This is a genomic window from Pleionea mediterranea (assembly GCF_003148745.1).
Taxonomy (GTDB): domain Bacteria; phylum Pseudomonadota; class Gammaproteobacteria; order Enterobacterales; family Kangiellaceae; genus Pleionea; species Pleionea mediterranea.
The window spans coordinates 98916-117644 of the sequence record NZ_QGGU01000002.1 but is presented as its reverse complement, the minus strand read 5'-3'; the positions used below and the strand labels follow the sequence as shown (position 1 = coordinate 117644).

Annotated in this window: 16 protein-coding genes; 7 read left to right on the top strand and 9 right to left on the bottom strand. The window is 37.5% G+C overall.

What is annotated here, in order from left to right:
* Positions 1 to 100 precede the first annotated feature (100 nt).
* The 6 genes from C8D97_RS02605 (at position 101) to C8D97_RS02580 (ending at position 7121) form a co-directional block, all read left to right on the top strand.
* Entirely contained in the window at positions 101 to 1159 is a 1059-nt protein-coding gene (locus C8D97_RS02605) for a glycosyltransferase (protein ID WP_109761787.1), read from the top strand.
* 2 nt (positions 1160 to 1161) lie between these two features.
* Positions 1162 to 2607, top strand: coding sequence for an oligosaccharide flippase family protein (locus tag C8D97_RS02600; RefSeq protein WP_109761786.1), 1446 nt, complete (start codon positions 1162 to 1164; stop codon positions 2605 to 2607).
* Positions 2604 to 3854: a glycosyltransferase family 4 protein gene (locus C8D97_RS02595; protein WP_109761785.1), complete on the top strand. Its 1251-nt coding sequence runs from the start codon at positions 2604 to 2606 to the stop codon at positions 3852 to 3854. The genes C8D97_RS02600 and C8D97_RS02595 overlap by 4 nt, the downstream gene beginning before the upstream one ends.
* A complete protein-coding gene (locus C8D97_RS02590; protein WP_170115110.1) occupies positions 3844 to 5109 on the top strand; it encodes an O-antigen ligase family protein in 1266 nt (421 codons plus the stop codon). Before C8D97_RS02595 ends, C8D97_RS02590 begins: the two co-directional genes overlap by 11 nt.
* Before the next feature lie 76 nt (positions 5110 to 5185).
* Positions 5186 to 6184 carry a hypothetical protein gene (locus C8D97_RS02585; protein WP_109761783.1) on the top strand — a complete coding sequence of 333 codons (999 nt, stop codon included), beginning with the start codon at positions 5186 to 5188 and terminating at the stop codon, positions 6182 to 6184.
* 13 nt (positions 6185 to 6197) lie between these two features.
* The gene (locus C8D97_RS02580; RefSeq protein WP_109761782.1) at positions 6198 to 7121 is read left to right on the top strand and encodes a glycosyltransferase family 2 protein; all 924 of its coding nucleotides are present in this window, start codon (positions 6198 to 6200) and stop codon (positions 7119 to 7121) included.
* Here the strand turns inward: C8D97_RS02580 and C8D97_RS02575 are convergent.
* Together C8D97_RS02575 and C8D97_RS02570 are read right to left on the bottom strand one after the other, a co-directional pair.
* Entirely contained in the window at positions 7104 to 7652 is a 549-nt protein-coding gene (locus C8D97_RS02575) for an arsenate-mycothiol transferase ArsC (protein ID WP_109761781.1), read from the bottom strand. The two genes, C8D97_RS02580 and C8D97_RS02575, sit on opposite strands and share 18 nt — an antisense overlap.
* A 116-nt stretch (positions 7653 to 7768) precedes the next feature.
* Positions 7769 to 8857 (bottom strand): glycosyltransferase, encoded by a 1089-nt coding sequence (locus C8D97_RS02570; protein ID WP_109761780.1) that lies wholly within the window; start codon positions 8855 to 8857, stop codon positions 7769 to 7771.
* A gap of 209 nt (positions 8858 to 9066) precedes the next feature.
* On the opposite strand from C8D97_RS02570, the gene C8D97_RS02565 reads away from it, so the two are divergent.
* On the top strand, positions 9067 to 10023 hold the full coding sequence (locus C8D97_RS02565) for a polysaccharide deacetylase family protein (protein WP_170115109.1): 957 nt from the start codon (positions 9067 to 9069) through the stop codon (positions 10021 to 10023).
* Between the two features lie 8 nt (positions 10024 to 10031).
* Here the strand turns inward: C8D97_RS02565 and C8D97_RS02560 are convergent, their stop codons facing one another.
* From C8D97_RS02560 to C8D97_RS02530, 7 genes are read right to left on the bottom strand one after another with little or no spacing between them, the layout of a single operon-like run.
* Positions 10032 to 11207 carry a carboxylate--amine ligase gene (locus tag C8D97_RS02560; RefSeq protein WP_109761778.1) on the bottom strand — a complete coding sequence of 392 codons (1176 nt, stop codon included), beginning with the start codon at positions 11205 to 11207 and terminating at the stop codon, positions 10032 to 10034.
* A 7-nt stretch (positions 11208 to 11214) separates the two neighbouring features.
* Positions 11215 to 12363, bottom strand: a complete 1149-nt coding sequence (locus C8D97_RS02555; RefSeq protein ID WP_245411381.1) for a glycosyltransferase family 2 protein — start codon at positions 12361 to 12363, stop codon at positions 11215 to 11217.
* A gap of 12 nt (positions 12364 to 12375) precedes the next feature.
* Positions 12376 to 13044, bottom strand: a complete 669-nt coding sequence (locus C8D97_RS02550; RefSeq protein ID WP_109761777.1) for a GDSL-type esterase/lipase family protein — start codon at positions 13042 to 13044, stop codon at positions 12376 to 12378.
* On the bottom strand, positions 13041 to 14189 hold the full coding sequence (locus tag C8D97_RS02545; RefSeq protein WP_109761776.1) for an acyltransferase family protein: 1149 nt from the start codon (positions 14187 to 14189) through the stop codon (positions 13041 to 13043). Before C8D97_RS02545 ends, C8D97_RS02550 begins: the two co-directional genes overlap by 4 nt.
* Positions 14189 to 15952, bottom strand: coding sequence for an alpha/beta hydrolase family protein (locus tag C8D97_RS02540; protein WP_109761775.1), 1764 nt, complete (start codon positions 15950 to 15952; stop codon positions 14189 to 14191). Before C8D97_RS02540 ends, C8D97_RS02545 begins: the two co-directional genes overlap by 1 nt.
* Complete coding sequence (locus tag C8D97_RS02535) at positions 15949 to 16914, bottom strand: methionyl-tRNA formyltransferase (protein ID WP_109761774.1); 966 nt, start codon at positions 16912 to 16914, stop codon at positions 15949 to 15951. Before C8D97_RS02535 ends, C8D97_RS02540 begins: the two co-directional genes overlap by 4 nt.
* The gene (locus C8D97_RS02530) at positions 16914 to 18725 is read right to left on the bottom strand and encodes an alpha/beta hydrolase family protein (RefSeq protein ID WP_146196064.1); all 1812 of its coding nucleotides are present in this window, start codon (positions 18723 to 18725) and stop codon (positions 16914 to 16916) included. Before C8D97_RS02530 ends, C8D97_RS02535 begins: the two co-directional genes overlap by 1 nt.
* Positions 18726 to 18729 lie beyond the last annotated feature (4 nt).

The window sequence follows — 18729 nt, the reverse complement described above, 5'->3', positions numbered from 1 at the left end:
TCAAAACAGTGAGTTAATCCAATAAGGACTTTAGTAAAATCGCTGAATATTATACACTAGCAACCACTAATCATGGAATGACCGAGCAACAACTATCGCAATGATGCCACAGAAAATCCTGCATATTTTATCCGGTGACTTATGGGCTGGCGCAGAAGTGCAAGCTTATAATCTTCTGCTTGAGCTGAATAAAGAGCATCAGGTTATTGTTTGCTTGTTAAACGCTGGTGTATTGTCTCAACGCCTGGCTGACAATTGCATCAAAATTCACATCATTGATGAGTCTGAACATTCATTTTTTAGTATCATAAAAAGCTTAACCAAGCTTTTTATGCACTACAAACCGGATATTATTCACACCCATAGAACCAAAGAGAATATTGTTGGCAGTCTGGCAAACTTCTTTAGTACCAAAGCCCGATGCGTTAGAACCCTTCATGGTGCACCGGAACATACCAGTCATTTAAAAACCAAAATACTTAGAGTTATCGATGCAATCACCGGAAAACTCTTGCAGCAGCATTTAGTTTTAGTCGCTCCACAATTAAAAGAATCTTTAATTTGGCCACTAAACAGCATGCCTCAGTCGGTGATCTATAATGCCGTTAATGTCGACAACATTCAGCGAGAGTCATTGCAGTCCATTGCTCCTATTACTCAAAGTAATGCTATAAATGTTGGTTTTTTTGGTCGTTTTGTTTCATTAAAGCGTATTGATTTAATTTTAGATATAGCAGCAGGCGCTACCACAGACATTCACTTTCACCTATTTGGCGATGGACCTGAAAAGCCAGCAATAAAGCAGGCTATTAACGATAAAAAACTTAATAATACTGTTCATCTGCATGGACACATTGACAATATCTATCCCTTTATTAAGCAAATGGATTTACTTATGTTGTTATCCGATCATGAAGGCCTGCCAATGATTCTACTTGAATCTTTGGCATTAGGAAAACCAATGATCACTCGTGATATTCAACCGTTTAACGAGCTGAAGCTGACGAAGTGTATTTCTTTGGATGAAAATTTCGTCAATAAATGTCTTGATGCTATTCACAAAACGACTGAATCTGGACAAGTTGCTTTGCCAGAAAAATTCACAACCGCGTATATGACACAGCAATTGTCAAAACACGTTTATATGGGCACGGCGTAATCATGTTAAAAAACAGTTCTCTTTATGCCATAGCCATATACGCAAGAAGTGCCGCAAGTTTTTTAATGCTGCCAATTTATACGCAGTTCCTTACACCAAAAGACTATGGCCTTATTGAAATATTAAGCATGATCATCGATGTAGTCGCCCTGATTATTGGTCTGCGACTGGCACCTTCAATCATCCGGTTATTTCAAGAAAAACATGATCGTTCCGCCATTGTCACTACCGCATATCTAATGGGCATAATATCGTCAGCTATTGGCATGGGTATTCTTTACTTTAGTGCTACCAGTCTTTCTATCAAACTTTTGGGAACGGCTGACTATACGCTGATGCTGCAAATTTTTGTTCTTAGTCTATTTTCAATGATTCTCAGCGAAGTGTTTTTTGCTATTTTACGTGCTTCCGAAAAAGCTAAAAACTACTTGATATTCAGCATGATAAAACTAACCCTGCAAATATCCTTAAATATTTATTTTATTGCTATTTTAAAGTTGGGTGTTATCGGATTTATTTATTCTTCAGTGCTCACAGGGCTAACACTTATCCTTCTTCAGGCCTTCTATATCATCAAGAATTATCAATTCAAACCTAACTTAAATATTGCTAAATTTATCGTATCATTCAGCTTACCCATTGCACTGGGAGCAGGCATTGAATTTATTATTGCCTATTCAGATCGATTCTTTATACATCATTACCTGGATTTAAGTGCCGTAGGAGTGTATGCCTTGGCTTATAAATTTGGATTTCTTGTACTTCTAGTGTCATGGAGTCCATTATCCATGGCGTGGGAACCACTAGCCTACCGCGCAGTTAAAGAGCAACGAAGCAACAGTTTTTTTAACGATCATTTTTACCTAATATTTGCTTGTGTCTGCACAGTAATGCTCGGCATTGGTCTGTTTTCACCCATGGTGATATCAATAATGGCCCATGAAAGCTTTCATATTGCATCCATGTTTATCCCACTCATCACCCTTGCTTATCTCATACAGGCTTATGGTGATTTCTTTAAACTAGGCTATATGTATGCTAACAAAACAAAGTATCAACTCTACGCTACTATAATTGGTGCGATTGGCGCATTACTAAGCTACTATTTCCTGATACCTTCATTAGGTATTTGGGGTGCAGCATTAGGGACTTTAATTGCGCTTTCAATAAAGTCAATTGCTCAAACTTTTTTCGCCAAACAGTTTTTCCCATTAATAATAAAAACACTGCCCATGCAAATGGTAATTACAATCACTTTTTTGGTTTCTCAGACATACAGTTATTATTTATTTGAATTATCGTTAATCAATACAATCATCGCTATCGCTAGTTTCATTGTTGTCAGTTTATTTATTTGGTTAATTGTTATCAGCAATCTGTCAGAAGAAGGAAAGCAAAAGCTGCAGCTTTTTAAAAGTCAGATCAAAGCACGGATTGGTGTTACATGAGTTATCAATCAGAAAAGCCATTAGAGCGCATATTGTTTGTTGAATACGCTGTCGGATTTGGCGGATCACTGCGCAGCTTAAGTGAGCTCTATAAAGGACTTCAAGATTCTGGACTAACTGACAATAAAGTTTTACTTTTCCAAAATAGCGACTCTGTTAATGCCCTCTATCCTAAAGAGCATATAATTAATCGAAAACGCCGATTTAATTATTTATTGAAAAGTCGTTGGTTAAACTTTTTTAATGGATTGAAAATAATGAGAAAAGTTGGCGCTATAACCTACAGCTTTCTTGATTATTTATACAGCTATCTAATGAGTTATAAAATATACCGTGTTATTAAAAGCTATCGAATAAACCTTCTTCACTTGAATAATGGCTATATGTATGACGGTATTAGAGCCGCTGAGTGGGCAAAGATACCTGTAGTAATTCATTATAGAGGCTTTGCTTCTGAGTCTGACTTCAGCCGAAAAATCAATGAAAAAAATACAAAGATCCCTGAAAACTGCCTTTGTATTGGTATTTCCAATGCCGTTACCAAATCAATTCAAAGTGTTGGTATACCAAAGCAACAAATTGCAACCATTTATAACCCCATTACTCAGCCATCCATATCTGAGCAAGCCCGAGAGAGTATACGAAACAAATATTCCGTATCGGACAATGAGTTAGTCTATTCTATTTTTGGCCGTATTACGCAATGGAAAGGTCAACTCGAATTTTGTCAAGCCATCACCCCTATTTTGTTAGCCAATAAGACAGCTAAAGTATTGATTGTTGGTGATGCAACCGATTCAGCCGATGACAGTTATTTAAAAAGCATCTTGAGCCATATCGAATCAAATAATTTACAACAGCAAATTATTCTCACAGGGTTTCAATCCGATGTTTATTCCTACTATTCAGCATCCGATGTGATTGTCCATAATAGCTTGCATCCAGAACCCTTTGGCCGAGTGATTATTGAAGGCATGATATGCAAAAAATTGGTTATCGCTGCTAACGAAGGTGGTCCCAGTGAAATCATTAGTCATGGAAAAGATGGTTTATTATTTGAGCCTCGTGATAGCAAGTCACTACAAAAGGCATTGGAAAAATCGATTAACGATACTGAACTAAGACAAAAAATTGGTGATGAAGCTTATAATACTGCTCAAGAATATTTAACTGACGCCATAACACGAAAAGTTATTCAAGCTTATCGGAGCCACCTTTCGCTCAAGGTTGATGATCATGTTTATTGAGCAACAGTATTTAACTAATGATAAGTTCAGCCTAAAAAAAATAGTGAATACTTATTTTTCGCTTCCCTTAAGTTTTATAGTACTTACAATCTATTTTTTATTTGAATATGTAAGACCTCAATCGATTTATGCAGGGCTAACAGGATTTCCATGGTCTCAATCTATATTTATACTATTAGGTTTATTGTGGATAACAAGCCACTCTAAAGAAATTAAGAATAACAATGGTCTAGTTGTTGTATTTTTGTTGTTTTTTGTTTGTATAGCAAGCTCTATTTTTTCATATTATACAGATCATTCATTTGAACGATTAAAAGTCATAGTTAACTGGACATTTCTATTTCTATTTTTTATACGCCTTGTTGACAACAAATATAAATATTTTATTTTCCTTTGTTTATTCTTACTTTTTTCATTCAAGATGTCTCAGCATGCAGCCATTAGCTGGGCAGCACGTGGCTTTTCATTTGAGCGCTGGGGCATTGCCGGAACACCAGGCTGGTTTGGTAATGCGGCTGATTTAGGCGCCCAAATGTTGATATTTTTCCCTCTATCTCTTGCCTTTGTCTTAGCTTTTAAAAAATACATGCGTCCCTGGCAACTTGCCATTGCCAGCTTAATGCCACTTACGGGTTTATTAGCTATAGTCGCTACTGGACAAAGAGGCACCTTAGTTGGTTTAGCTGGCGCAAGCTTAATTACCGTGCTCTTACAGAAAAAGAGTTTTAAAATGATTTTACTGATCGCTGTTATTGGGCTTGCGATATACCAGTTGCTACCCGATGAATTTATTGCACGGTTTTATACGATTGGCTCCGACACAACCTCAGTATCTCGACTAACATACTGGGCACGAGGTATAGAGTTCTGGCAAGAAAACCCTTTGTTGGGTATTGGTTATGAAAACTGGGTCCCCTATTACTCTTCACGTTTTCCAGGTGAATCTTTACGCGGCCCTATTCAAGAAGTCGCCCACAGTACGCCTATCACCGTACTTGCTGAATTAGGTTCTATAGGATTCATTATTTATTACTATTTCGTCTTTAAAATATACAAGACTTGCTATCAACTTCAAAATAATACTGACAGTTACCAAGTAAAATTCTTAGCCTTAGGTCTAGGTTTTGGTCTAGTTGCCTTTAACATAGCAAGCTGCTTCATCAGTGTCGCCTACTACCCTTTTATATGGGTGCAGGCTATGTTGGTTTTTGCGCTAAAACACGTTTATGACGCAAATTTAGAGAAAGCATCATAATTTTGAGATATTGAGTGATGTGATAAAAAAACAAGCTAGAATTACTGTATTAGCTATCTAGCTTTAGGAGTGAACCATGAAATACATCAAACTAATGACATCATTAAGTGTTGCCTGTTGCTTTGCAAGTGCTACAACTGAATACCCAACACTAAACACAGGTTTTGAATCAGGCCCTAATAATGCTGTTATCAATGATATCGATGAGCCTTTTCAAACAATTTACAGTAATGAACAAGCAAAAGACGGAAGTTATTCCGCTAAACTCACCATAGATGGTGGTTCAGATGGTTGGGGTCAGTTTGGTTTTCGTGAAATATTGGATCCTAAACTCGATAAGGGAAGTGATATTTGGCTAAGTCTGGATATGTTCGTTCCCAATAGCTTTTCACTTGAGACAAACTTTTCCCTTAAATTCTTACGTTTTCACATCGCTACTAATGATAATCAGCATCTCGGTTACATTGATATTTATATCAATCGAGATGGCACTTTCCGCTACCAAAGCGAACTTTATGCCAGCCAAAAAGTTGTGATTAACGACTTTAATCCTGGAGCTATTTCTAACCAAGGTATCGTTGGCGCTGAGTCCGGACAAACTTATGACGTTTTTCGCACTAAAAAAGCCTTAAACTCGACCCAAGGTTCTTTAGTAATTAAGAAAAAAGGCGAAGATAATTTAAATCTGAGGGATGGTGAAGAGCTAACTTCGGGAGGTCAGCGTGTTGGATATGTCTCTTCCGCATCATCTAATAGCGTAGTAACACCGCTCGGTGAAAATTTTGACAATAACATTAAGACTGTACAAAAAGGTCAATGGGAAAATTATATTTTTCATATTAGATTCAGCGATGACAATCCGAAAGTTGAATTTAGAAAGAACTGCCACGTTTTATTTCAAACTAAGAGCGATCCTACACTAATTAATGCCTCCGATTTAGTGTATCATTTCTTATTGTTTACTTATTGGAATGGGCATGCACCACAAACACAGAGTCTATACATTGATAACTTTAGACTTAGCTCACAACCACCAACAAACTGCAAAACACCAAACGCACCAGACGCTAATTAGGACTTAAGAAAAAATGGAATTGTCTATTGTTATACCTGCGTACAATGAAACGCGCTATATTGAAAACTTATTGAAATCCATTCACAACTTTTCAATTCAAGAGAACGACGTTGTTGAAATATTAGTCATTGACAATGGTTCCACAGACAATACCAGTGAGTTAGCGTCAAATAATGGTGCAAAAGTCCATAAGCTGGATCGAGGTTCGATATCACGAGCCAGGAACACTGGAGTCGAAAAAGCATCTTATGAATTAATTGCTTTTATTGACGCTGATATTATTCTCACACAAGAGTGGTTTGATACGGTTAAATTAACTTGCCACAACACGCTCAGTGAATTTCAAGTTCTCGGCGCTAAGTATGCAATCAATGAAAACCCTACCTGGGTAGAAAGCTCCTGGTTTGAACCTCTATCTAAAAAACCCGCTACTTACATTAATGGCGGGAATATTTTGGTTAGTAAAACAAGCTTTTCTAAAATTGGAGGGTTTTCAGAATCTCTGGAAACTGGCGAGGACTATGAATTTTGCCACCGAGCAAAACAGAATGGTGCTAATATTGTATTCAATAAAGGATTGGTAGCCATCCATGATGGCTTTCCAAAAGATAGCGTAAACTTCTTTAAACGAGAAGCTTGGCATGGTAAAGGCGACTTTACCAACTTAAAAACTTTCCTATCCTCTAAAGTGGCTCTAATTTCGATGGCTTTCTTTAGTTTAATAACAGCATCAGTTGTTAGCTTACTACTTATGGCTTTTGAGCTGTCCGTAGCTTTTGCAGGCATGAGCTTAGGTTTAGTCGTACTTATAAACCTTATGGTTTTTAGAATGGACAAAAGCATCGGTAATTTTTTATTTCGTATACCCTTGTGTACGCTCTATCTTATCGCAAGAACCTACAGCCTAAAAAAGGTACTCTCAACTCGTTTTGGATAACTCGATCCAATTGTCGACACTTTCTTTAATTAGATCTAACGACGTTTTAACATACGCCTCAGACGAGGCATAGGGATCGTGTAAGTAAAGCCGAGGTTTATTTAAGTAAGCTGACAATATAGTAATCGTTGCACCTGGGAACCTGTCTCTCAGCGCTTTAAATTGCCAAGGCTCCATACAAACTAATATATCAGTTTCTTTATGTTGATAATCTTCAACAGCGGTGGTTAAGTGTGATGTTAAATCAATGCCAATCTGCTCTGACTGCTTTAAAATACGATTGTTAGCCGGCTTTCCTGTGTCCGTAATCAAACCAAACGAAATGACTGTATTCTTAACCTTACCCTTCATGTACCAGTGTGCAAATGCACTCCGACAAATATTGCCCTTACATACAAATACAATTCGACTTTTTGAGTTAAAAATTATTGTCTTTAATCTTTTTTGAGTAAAATAACCAGTAGCATTAAATTTCATATGCCTTAGGAAAGCCTTAATACCTCCATAGTTATTACGTATTTTATTTAACATGTAGCTCTACTCGTCTGAATATAAATTTCTTAGATTAAGCGTTTCTCTCAATAAATCGCAACTGACAACAAACCGACAATTTTAATGAGATTCTGCCCCTGCTATAAAATACCGCTTCATGCTGCACCGTAAAAATTTAAATACGACTGAATCATAACCGTTTCACTGTAGTACTGAAGAACCTGCTTTCGCCCTTCAGTATTAACGGTGCGTTTATCACCTGGTTTTATTCCCATCGTATTAAAGGCTTTCTTTAAACCCTCTGCGGTAAAGTCCCTTGACACGGTTAACAGATTGTCGGGGAAAAACTGCTCCACACCACAGGGTGTTGTTAAGATAGGTAACTCCATAGCAAGTGCCTGATTAAGCGCTAACGGATGGCCTTCGCTGGATGAGCTTAATAAAAACACATCTATTTCTGATAAGTATTCGGGTGTATCACTGATAAACCCCTTTAAATCAATATAACGAGTTATATTAAGTTGCTTGATATAAGCTAAAAGATCACTCGCTAGTGTATTTGTGTTATCCCCGGCAATTGAGAGATGGCAGTTAATCCCGGAATCCTGCAACAGTTTAATAAACTCAACCGCTAAGCTGTAATTCTTGGCTTTCCGCACATTACCCAGGCAACCAAATCGAATGGTATCAGGATATTGCTCACTATGCTGCTGTGCAGAAAATTTATCGGTATCTATTCCATTGCTGATCAGACTCAGTTTTTTATTACCAGTCACTCCCAGACGTTGTTGTAGCATTTCAAGTAAGTTATTCGAAACGGCAACAATGTGCGTCGAACCAAATTCAATTAATTTCATTTTTGCCCACAATGCCCGCTCTTTTTCCGAAACATCCACCAAACCGTGAAAAGTCGAAACCACAGTCACTTTTGTAAGCATTGCGGCAAGCGAGCAATAAACAGAAGAGCCCAACAAATGCGCATGAATAGTATCAATAGAGTGCTTGCGGATATAACCACGGAGAAATCGTAAATAGGAGACATTAAAACTCCCTTTACACTCATAATAGTCAACGTCAATACCGGCGTTTTCGAGCTGTTGTGATAGCCAACCTTTTCCACGCAATAAGGCTCGAGTTGGGTACCCTTGATTCTTTGTGGCTACGCACATGGTCACAAAGACCGTTTCTGCGCCTCCTGGGCCAGTGGTATCTATCACATGAAGAATATTTATTTTTTTGTGCATACGGCTGCTTCCTTGCGGTTTTCGTTATTTTACCCTAAACCAGATGAATCATTAAATAAGGCTAGACATGAAAAAGCATTCTGAGATACATTAATCATTGAAAAATTGGCTATAATAGGTACATTCAAGGAGTAGAGCACTGGGAACTCGCTTTTTATATGACTCAAGGACTGAAACATACACTAATAAACCTCTTGACCTCTCCACTTGTGACGTCAGCAACGCATCCTGTTCGGCGCAATAAAGTCCCGATATTTATGCTGCACCGCCTTGCTAATGTGGACGCAGGTATTAGAGGCCATAGTTTAGACTTAATCGAACAAGCACTCGATTATTGCCTGGCTAATGGGTATAAGATAATTTCACTTGAACAGGCCATACACCTCTCAAGACAACCCTATTTAAATCGTGAACGCTACGTTTGCTTTACTATCGATGATGGATTCTACGATCAGGGCGAGTACATTGCTAAACTATTCGAGTTAAAAAGCGCCCCATTAACCTTTTTCTTGGCCACCGATATGGTCGATAAAGGTCATTGGTCCTGGGATTATCAACTTGAGTACATCATTAATAAAACAACGTCTGATGAATTAACCATTACTATAAATGGGCAACCTCATAATTGGGCATTAACCGGTAGTGCACAAAAAACTTTGTGCAAACGCTCACTTCAAACACTACTTAAGAAACTGCCTATTGCATCAACGGAAAAGATTGTAAAAGAAATATCCGCTCATCTTAAAATAAATGTTCCTCAACAAGCTCCAGATGCTTACCGTACATTAACCTGGCCAATGGTAAAGTCACTCGAGTCGGACTTGATTCAATTTGGGCCACATACTCAATCTCATACGGTTTTATCACAGCTGGATGATGACAGAGCTTTTGCTGAAATTAACGGCAGTATGGAGCGCTTAAAACAAGAGTTAAGGAATCCTGTTAATATCTTTTGTTATCCAACAGGGCGTGAAACAAAAGACTTTGGCGAACGAGAAAAAATAATGGTTAAAGAGCAGGGATTTGATGCCGCAGTATCGGCTGATCCGGGGTACTTAAATTTAACCCGATCGAATGATCCTTTTGCTATTAATCGATTTAGTTTTCCGAATGACTTAACCACCTTTAAAAAATACGTTAGTTGGCTTGAGCTGTTACGGTCGTAAAAGCTGTATTAACGATTAAACGCTTGCAAATATTGCTTTAGCTCAATAAGGCCAGGTTTGAGATCGCCCAATCTGGCCACCTGATGCCGAGTATTTAAAAAGTCTGGCAATAAAAATATGAAAGCTACTTTCAACTTTTGTACAAATGAAAGCTCTGCATCCCGAAACGTAAGATAAAGTGAATCCAGATCCCCCAATAACCAACGCATTTTTTGACCAACTCGATACTCATCAGTGGCATTAACCGTTTTGTTTTCAGAAACTTGAAGCAATAACCACGGAAAATCTACGCCTGAATCAATCGCCAACTGAAGCGAACCCCAGAACCGAGTGTTCACCTCCATTAAATAGGCATTTTGTTGATTATCGACACGAAACTCCACCATAGCCACACCGTGCCAGTTAACATGTGTTAACAGTTTTTCCGATATCGTCTGCAGCTGTTGATTAATCTCTCTACTTTGACAAAGAACACTGACACCTCCCTGTGGCGGCTTTTCTCTTAACCGCTGGTGACAGAATTGAGCCGTTAGTTGCCCTCGGTCAAACAAACAAAAATAGCCTTCACCATGCCCTTCAATAAATTCTTGAAGCATAAAGCTATAGCTTTCAAAATAATCATAGCGCAGCAAAATATCCTCTAACTCTTGCTGAGACCGAGCAATGTGTACTTTAGTAGTAATCCATTCAGTGCCAGTCCATATTTGCGACAAGCTGGGTTTAACCACTATCGGATAATTTTCGACCAAAGCAAAATCAACTTCTTGCCTGCTCGCATAGTAGGAAGTATTGGGGATTTTAATATCGAGCTCACCTGCCAAGCTCATTAATTGCGACTTATTCGCAAGCTGCATAACCGTATTGTAAGGCGCAAAAGGAATGTTAACCTTGGGCAAATTTTTTAATGACATTACCAATAACTGACTAGTAGTTTCTGTACAAGGAAACACATAATCGTATTGACTGTCTTGTGTATTGTTATTGATCCAGTCTAAAAATTTATTTGGTTCTGTCTTTTCATCTGGACACTGTAACGATAACGAACAGTATTTTGACGCTCCACTAATGGATTCACTCAGCTTACTTGCAACATGAACCACCACTTCCGGATCGCTACCTAATGATCGGGTCACGGCTAAAGCACTTCGTTGCTCACCATCAAGAACTAAAATTGTTGTTGCCATTTCATAGCTACCGTTGTGACGGCTTCCAACGAGTAATTCGTTTTCCTCGAACAAACATAATTGTCGCGTGAAAAATCGCCAGATTAACCTGTGTAAAAAAATAAATTATTTTAACGACTGTGTTTTGCCTTAACGATTTCGATAACCAGCCCGTTAGAGCTATAAAATAAAATACAGCCTGTCCCATTAAAATAATTTCATAGATAACTGATTGTTCAAGTAAAGCCATATTAAGTGGGATCAATAACAATAAAAATACAGGCACCAGCCATCGCATTAACTTATGACTTATCACTAGAAACGAAAATACACCAAAGCGAAAAGGGTTAAGAACTTGTCGTTTTACAGCCAGCGCTGCCATACCTCGTAAAACGGTCCTAAGCTTGCGCTGATATTCTTTCGACTCATCTGAAATATTAGGGTAAAAGCCTAATAAGTTCGGAACGGTAACAGCCGCCATACCTTGTTCTACACAGGATAACGCTGTATTAAAGTCGCTAGGAACCGAAATATCCCAGTTATTGCATATCTGCTTGCGTGCCGCAAAAAAGGAGCCACTCAATCCAACTAAAGACTTAACTTGACTCTCTTGCTTGCGGAGCCACATTTCGTATTTAACATATGCACCCTCGCCAGCCACTTCGCCATGTTTAGTAATAAAACGATCTTCGCTGGACAGTGCACCAATACTTTTATCTTGAAAGGCACTCGCAATTATCAGTAGTCCAGTGGGCTCAATACGGGTACTAACATCTGAAAAGACAATAACTTCACCTTTTGCAGATCCAATAGCTGCTTTTTGAGCATTCTCTTTTCCCTTTTGCTCGGCAACATTTACCAGCTTGACACCTTTGCTTGAGTATTTCTCTACAATTGAATTGGTGTTATCCGTAGACCCGTCAGATGCAACAATAATTTCTAACTGTTGCTCTGGATAGTTCGCGAGTAGCGTATTCTCGAGTTTATCGGCAATGCCTGTTTGTTCATTATAAGCAGTAATAATAAAGGATAGTGAGGGCAGGTCACTGTCCACAGAAGCAGGTGTAACTGTGGTTATGCGTCTAGCTTTTGGAAGCAGCTTTAAAAATAACGGATACAGAAAATAACTGTAGGTAACGCCAACCATCACACACCAAAATAAAATCTCTTGCCACATTACTTTATTACCTTATAAAGAGACCTGTTGTTGTGCCATCGCTTCTCGAATGATGTCTGTCCATACTTTGTATCCTTGCTCACTTAAATGAACGCCATCTCCATTATGATAGCTTGCCTTTAAAAAGCCATTAGCCTCGGCCATTTTTGGATGAGCATCAATAAAATAAACACCTTGCTGTTCAGCTAAGCCAGCCAATTTTTGATTAAGTAACTGAATTCTTTTTGGCCAACCAATCCAGCGTTCAACTTCATCTACGGGTAATAGGCCATTTAAAAAAACCGGTTTATCGTTAGGTAGCTGTTGAATGATAGCCTTTATATTTTTGAGAATACCGTCATTATCACGACCTCGCCAAAAGTCATTAATACCTATACAAATAAAAATGGCTTCTGCATTTGCTAAGTGAGGGTAATCTTCAACACGTAACTTAAGTCCGTATGTCGTATCTTGACTGATACCATAATTTACACCGCGATCCGTGATATTAGTAATGGGCATTGCTTCAGTAAGACTATCGCCTAAAAACAGAATAGGTAATTCAGGTAAGCTTTTTAGTTCAGCCATATGTTGACCGTGTAATTTATGATAGTGATCCGTAAGTTCATGATCAAAGTTATTCTGTTCAGATGTACAGGCGGTAGTCGTTATCAATAAAATTAACGCGATAATCTTTTTCATACCGTTTGTTTCCTTGTTATTTTTTTAGCTAATTTTATAGAAGGTCTTTCAACACTGAGATAACTTATCCAAGATACCAACAATGTTCCTGATAGAGTGATTGCAAAAAAGCTTATCAGCTTTAACCAGTAGTCAATAATACCAAGCTGAAGCAACACAACCACGCTCAGACAAATAAATAAGCTGTGATACAAATAAATACTGTACGAAATTTCGCCTAAAAACTCCAGTGAAGAAGTTAAGCGGTTGGCTTTAAGTGTTTGAAAGTTGGTAAATAAAACCACCGCAACTAAAAGACAGGCAAACAAACCAAACATGTTGGTTTTTATACCAATAATTGGTAATGATTGAATCCAGGAAGGAAAGCTATCATACGTTTGGTTCAATACACTGAGAACGACTAAAACCACTGCCGATAATATAAAACCAGTGATTGGCAATAATCTAAATGATGGCAATACGTGTTTATATAGATACCCCAACCAAACGCCTGCACAAAATGTATAAGCCAACATCAATGTCCAGGCATTATCAATGTAATCTCTAACAGGCGTATGCAACATTGCATAAATCACGGCCGCTAATAAAATAGGCCCTGCCAAATTCAAATAACGCAGACTTAGTATAAGCAATGGAAAAATAAGGTAATACTGGAACTCTATCGGCAATGACCAATAGACAGCATTAAACTTGCCATAGGGTCCTGTAATATTAAAGGTGAATGTCAGATAATGAAATAAATCTGATAATGTATAAGCGGTATCAATATGCGCCTCAACCCAATAACCCTGGGGTGCAATTGTGTACCAGCTTGCAAAAAATGAGTTAAAAATTAAATAGATAATTAAGGAGCAGGCAAATGCTGGCCACACTCTAAAAAATCGTTTAGTAAAAAAATGGGATAATCGATTTTTTGTATCAAAGTCTTGATGATTCAAATAAAGTGTCGCACCACTTAATACAAAAAATAATAGTACACCAAAATCGCCAAAATCTATTGCTTGTAGCCAGCCAGGATCGACGACTGCGTCAGTTCCGGTATAACTGGGAGCCAATGCCCGTCGAATATGATACACCACAACAGCAAGTGCTGCGAAAGCTCTAAGCCACGCTAACTGCGGTAAAAATACTTTATTTTTTACCATTATAACGACTCCTTAGATTTTAACTGCGACTCTACGTAGTGTTTAGTCAAATGATCAGTCAATAATTCTATCAATCGTTGACGAGCGTGCATTTTTGAAAAGGTGTGATCGGCATTACTAATATGATGAACTATTAACGCCTTGTTTTTGGTTAGTTTTTTATACGCTTTTTTAGCTAAAAACCGTAACATTCCAAAACCAGGGTCACTTTCAGAAAAAACAAATGTTTGCTGAATATTTCTTTGATTGATTTTAAACAGTGTTCTGTTTATATCAGCATTAATCTCCCACCCGTTGTGATTTTTTGGCTTACTGCTTGATACTTGAGCCGGTTTAATAAAGAAGCGCTGTTGAATAGTTTTTAATATTGGCTTTATATTAACATCACCTTTTAATAGCTTTTTCCAACGATGCCAATCTTTCATTGACTTTAAGTACCAGTTCCAATGGCCAAATGTAACCGATGGTGAGTCATTAATTGTCATGCCCTGTTGCCAATAAAATGTTAAAGGATTTATTATAATTGACTCATCGATATTTATATTTTCAGCTTCTGCGGAAAACTTTAAACTATGATAAGCACCAGAACATAATCCAACCATGATCAGTGGCTTACTATGCAGCCCCATATTTTTTAACATTGATGACAAGGTTGCGACAACATTTTTAGGATAAGGTTTATTATCTTCGTTATCAATTTCTGCTGGCGTTTCACCTAAGCCAGGAAGATCAATACGAAAAGAATTAAAACCCAACTTAGCAAACTCTCTTGTTAGAGTAACATATAATCGATGAGGACCAACTTGATGGTTACTGCCTGAGTTTAAAAAGACTAAGGTAGGTAAATCATTGTTATTGATTAAAGAGTCCGTTTTAATCATATATTTTTGCTCATCATAGTGATAACTATCTTTATAGTTATCGCCACGACAGATCGACTTTGCCCTAAAATCTTCAAGCAATAGACTTGAAGTATTACCAATATCTTCATCAATAAAGTCGACAACAGATTGATTGCTTTCGGTTGCTAATTGACTTTCATGGGCATCAACTAATAAAGCAACCAATTCACTCTGTTCTTCTATAGTGACATTAATAGATTTTTCTTTAGCGTAATAATCAGCTAATTTATTTAGCTGTCTTTTTTGTCCGTCTTGTAAAATAAAAATATTTTTCGCAGATGGTTCACCAGTTAATAGATCAATATATGAAATAGCCTGTGATGTAGATGGTTCTATCGTCCAGCCTGATATATCAAGGCTCTCTGAAGACTCAATGGTTTGTTCAGATGCCTGCGCTAACATCTTAATTTCTCGTATAAAGCTTTTACCTTTCACAACCGGAGACCATAAAATAAGCTTATTAATCACTACCGAGTTAGCGGATAAAGCCGCCAATGTTGCGCCAAACCGTAAGCCAACAATATTTATCTGATTAATACCAACATCCTTTAACCAACTGTGTACGGAAGTAATACTGGAAACCATCGACTCTAACTGTTCTGTATCTTCAGCTTTCTCAGATGAATTGCCAAATCCGATATAGTCAAGATGAATAACCAGTTGTCCCTTATTGGCCAGTTGTTCTCCGAGTACCCGTAAATTTTGATAGCTATTGTTATAATCGGTACCTATTGGTGGGCAAATTATGGATGCACCAGATATATGTATCGTTTCATCGTCATGATTAGTCACAGAGTAACGCGCTATACAATAGACTTGTCCAGCATCACTATCTATTGTAAAAAAGTGCTTTTCAATCATTTCAACCAACCCAGTAAACGATGCGCAATATATCGATTTAAATTAAATTTTCGAGAAATAACAACTGTTCCATTGGCATGGTGAATATTAATACTCTTTGCCTTGTACTCGACCTCTCCATGTAAATCTGCTTGTTCTTTCTCTTTATAGTGAGACAAAACCCAATGAAAAGCAGGATCCGGCTTCTTAGGTAATAATGCCGTGTGCCATTGTTGATTTGCATGCAACACATGCCAAAACCTTCTGATTGAGACACTTTTATTCATTAACATCGAACGATATTTTTCGTCAGTAACTCGCCCAGCGTAGGGAGTCGGGCTTTGTTCAGGTTGCTCTTCCGTTTTTGAGTTTTCTTCAAATTGATTTAAGAATTTTAAAACGGCTGGAATAGCCAGTTCTGCAACCAAACGACGCTCAAGTTGATCAGCATCGGTTCCATACTGAATTTGCAAAGAACGTTGCTCTATAATTTTTCCGGTATCTATGCCTGAATCAATCCAGTGTAATGTGATACCACACACCATATCTTCATCATAAAACATCCAAAAAAAAGGATTTGATCCTCTGTATTTAGGTAACAAAGTAGGATGAATATTAATTGAACCAAATTTAGGTGCTAGAAATACCTCTTCCGGTAAAATGGGAGCTTGATGAGATAAAAGTAAATCGACTCCCAGTGCTTTTATCCACTCAACTACCTGTTCTTTATCTGTCTTCTTATATTCGAGATATGGTATATCTTTTGTTTTAGCGAATTCTCTTAAGCTTGTGTAGCTCGGCATGCCTTTTAACAATCGATTGAATTTAACAATTCTACGCTTAATTGGATTGTTAATGGTCGTTCTATCTTCAGATTCTATAACACCAACAATATTAACGCCTTGTTTAAATAATGGCTCAACGATCTCAAGATTAGTATTGGCGAATATAATAATATTCAACGTGTTATTTTGAGAAGTCATCAATACTCCTCATTAGTGTAAGTATTGCAAATATAATCAGTCACCATACTGATCATTCGTGTCATGGGTATATATTTTGAAAAAGTATGATCAGCTCCAGCAATTCTAATGCGCTTGATATATCCAGACTTTTCTAACCTTGATAATGAGGAACCACCAAGTAATTTAATGATTTCATTAGCGGGATCTTGTTCACTTAATAAAAAGGTTACCTGGCGATTATTATTAGCGAGATATTGTAAATCATGATCAAGTGCATTTTTTATGCTAGTTGCACTGGTAGTTTCTATCGATTTAAATTTATTGGTAATCTTTTTCGTTATTGCTCTGGATTTTCCTAATACAATTGAGCCTATATATTTAAAGTTCACATTTCCAGAAATTAACTTCTTCCATTTTTTGGGACTCTTCAGCTGCTCTATGTAATACAACCACCCCCCTTCTTGTGCTGCAAGATTAGCATTATTATTTTCGTTTTGATTGACATAAAACTGTTCAGGATTAATGATTAAACTATCAATGATTGAGTCATCTTTATTATGAAGCATAGCATTGTAAGCGTAGAATGCTCCACTACTGAGTCCAGCAAGTATAAAAGAGTGATAACCTTTTGATTTGAGTTGCTCGATCATTTCATAAATATAAACTTGAATTGATGGCAAGTGCTCTTTATTTTCTAACTCAGGATTATTGGTAATCGTATCTCCCAAACCCGGAATATCCATTCTTAAACTTGAAAAACCTTTATCCGCTAGTTGGCGTGCTAACAAAACATGTAATCGGTTTGATCCTACCCGGTGAATAGCACCAGAGTTTAACAATATAATACAAGGGCGCCTTAAGCCTTTATTGTCACGCTCAGTTAAAATACCAAATACACCGGATTGATCAGACACAACGATTTTTTCAGTAATGTCTGAAACATCCTTTAATTGTTCGTCTGTATATCGTTTATAATTGACTTTAATTTGTGACGATAATTTGCTTTTATTATCAATTAATTTATTCAAGTCTAGCTTATTTGTATCATCAACATTTAAATGATTTACCAAAGTATCAAAACTATTATGAGGAACCCGTGTATCCTCAGCTAACTTCAACATATCCACAGAGCCAGATAACGGCAATAACTCTACTGACAATTTCTCTTGTTGCCAGTGTTCATAGAACTTTGGAATTCGTTTAGAATCATCCCTGGGAATGACAACAATTTTTTTGGCAAGTGGCTTTAGATTGGTGAAGTCAATATCCGCTAACTGTTTTTGAGTATTATCCCAATAAACCATGCCCGCAGCTTCTAATTGATGAAAACTTGAAGATACTTGACTGGTTGCCTGAAGCGCTTTTATCTCTCTTAAATAGCGTTTGCCATTATCAATTGGTGACCATAATACTAATTGTTCTAGCTTGGTATGCTCACTGACCTTCGCTGCGATAGAAGCCCCAAACCGGAATCCCACCAATGAAAATGATTTAAAACCATAACTTAAATCTAACCATTTTATGGCTTCTTCGACAGAGTATTCTGCGAACTCTATGGTTTTATCTTGTTCAGTAAATCCACCAGAGTCTCCAGTACCATAATAATCAAATCGCATACAAAGAAATCCAGCAGTTGCAAAATAATCCGCGAGATACCGCATGCTTCTATAGGCGCTCATGTAATCCAACGCTAATGGCTGACACAGTATAATAGCTTTACTTGACACTATGCCTGTAGGCGGAAGGTGTAACCAACCCAACATAGGCTGGTCATCGGTACCAAAATATACCGCATGCCGGTTAACATTCATTTCCTTATGATCAGTCAAAATA

Excerpts from the sequence above, each read along its gene's own strand:
- C8D97_RS02605 (WP_109761787.1), top strand. The coding sequence starts at position 101 with ATGATGCCACAGAAAATCCTGCATATTTTATCCGGTGACTTATGGGCT.
- C8D97_RS02600 (WP_109761786.1), top strand. The coding sequence starts at position 1,162 with ATGTTAAAAAACAGTTCTCTTTATGCCATAGCCATATACGCAAGAAGT.
- C8D97_RS02595 (WP_109761785.1), top strand. The coding sequence starts at position 2,604 with ATGAGTTATCAATCAGAAAAGCCATTAGAGCGCATATTGTTTGTTGAA.
- C8D97_RS02590 (WP_170115110.1), top strand. The coding sequence starts at position 3,844 with ATGTTTATTGAGCAACAGTATTTAACTAATGATAAGTTCAGCCTAAAA.
- C8D97_RS02585 (WP_109761783.1), top strand. The coding sequence starts at position 5,186 with ATGAAATACATCAAACTAATGACATCATTAAGTGTTGCCTGTTGCTTT.
- C8D97_RS02580 (WP_109761782.1), top strand. The coding sequence starts at position 6,198 with ATGGAATTGTCTATTGTTATACCTGCGTACAATGAAACGCGCTATATT.
- C8D97_RS02575 (WP_109761781.1), bottom strand. The coding sequence starts at position 7,652 with ATGTTAAATAAAATACGTAATAACTATGGAGGTATTAAGGCTTTCCTA.
- C8D97_RS02570 (WP_109761780.1), bottom strand. The coding sequence starts at position 8,857 with ATGCACAAAAAAATAAATATTCTTCATGTGATAGATACCACTGGCCCA.
- C8D97_RS02560 (WP_109761778.1), bottom strand. The coding sequence starts at position 11,207 with ATGGCAACAACAATTTTAGTTCTTGATGGTGAGCAACGAAGTGCTTTA.
- C8D97_RS02555 (WP_245411381.1), bottom strand. The coding sequence starts at position 12,363 with ATGTGGCAAGAGATTTTATTTTGGTGTGTGATGGTTGGCGTTACCTAC.
- C8D97_RS02550 (WP_109761777.1), bottom strand. The coding sequence starts at position 13,044 with ATGAAAAAGATTATCGCGTTAATTTTATTGATAACGACTACCGCCTGT.
- C8D97_RS02545 (WP_109761776.1), bottom strand. The coding sequence starts at position 14,189 with ATGGTAAAAAATAAAGTATTTTTACCGCAGTTAGCGTGGCTTAGAGCT.
- C8D97_RS02540 (WP_109761775.1), bottom strand. The coding sequence starts at position 15,952 with ATGATTGAAAAGCACTTTTTTACAATAGATAGTGATGCTGGACAAGTC.
- C8D97_RS02535 (WP_109761774.1), bottom strand. The coding sequence starts at position 16,914 with ATGACTTCTCAAAATAACACGTTGAATATTATTATATTCGCCAATACT.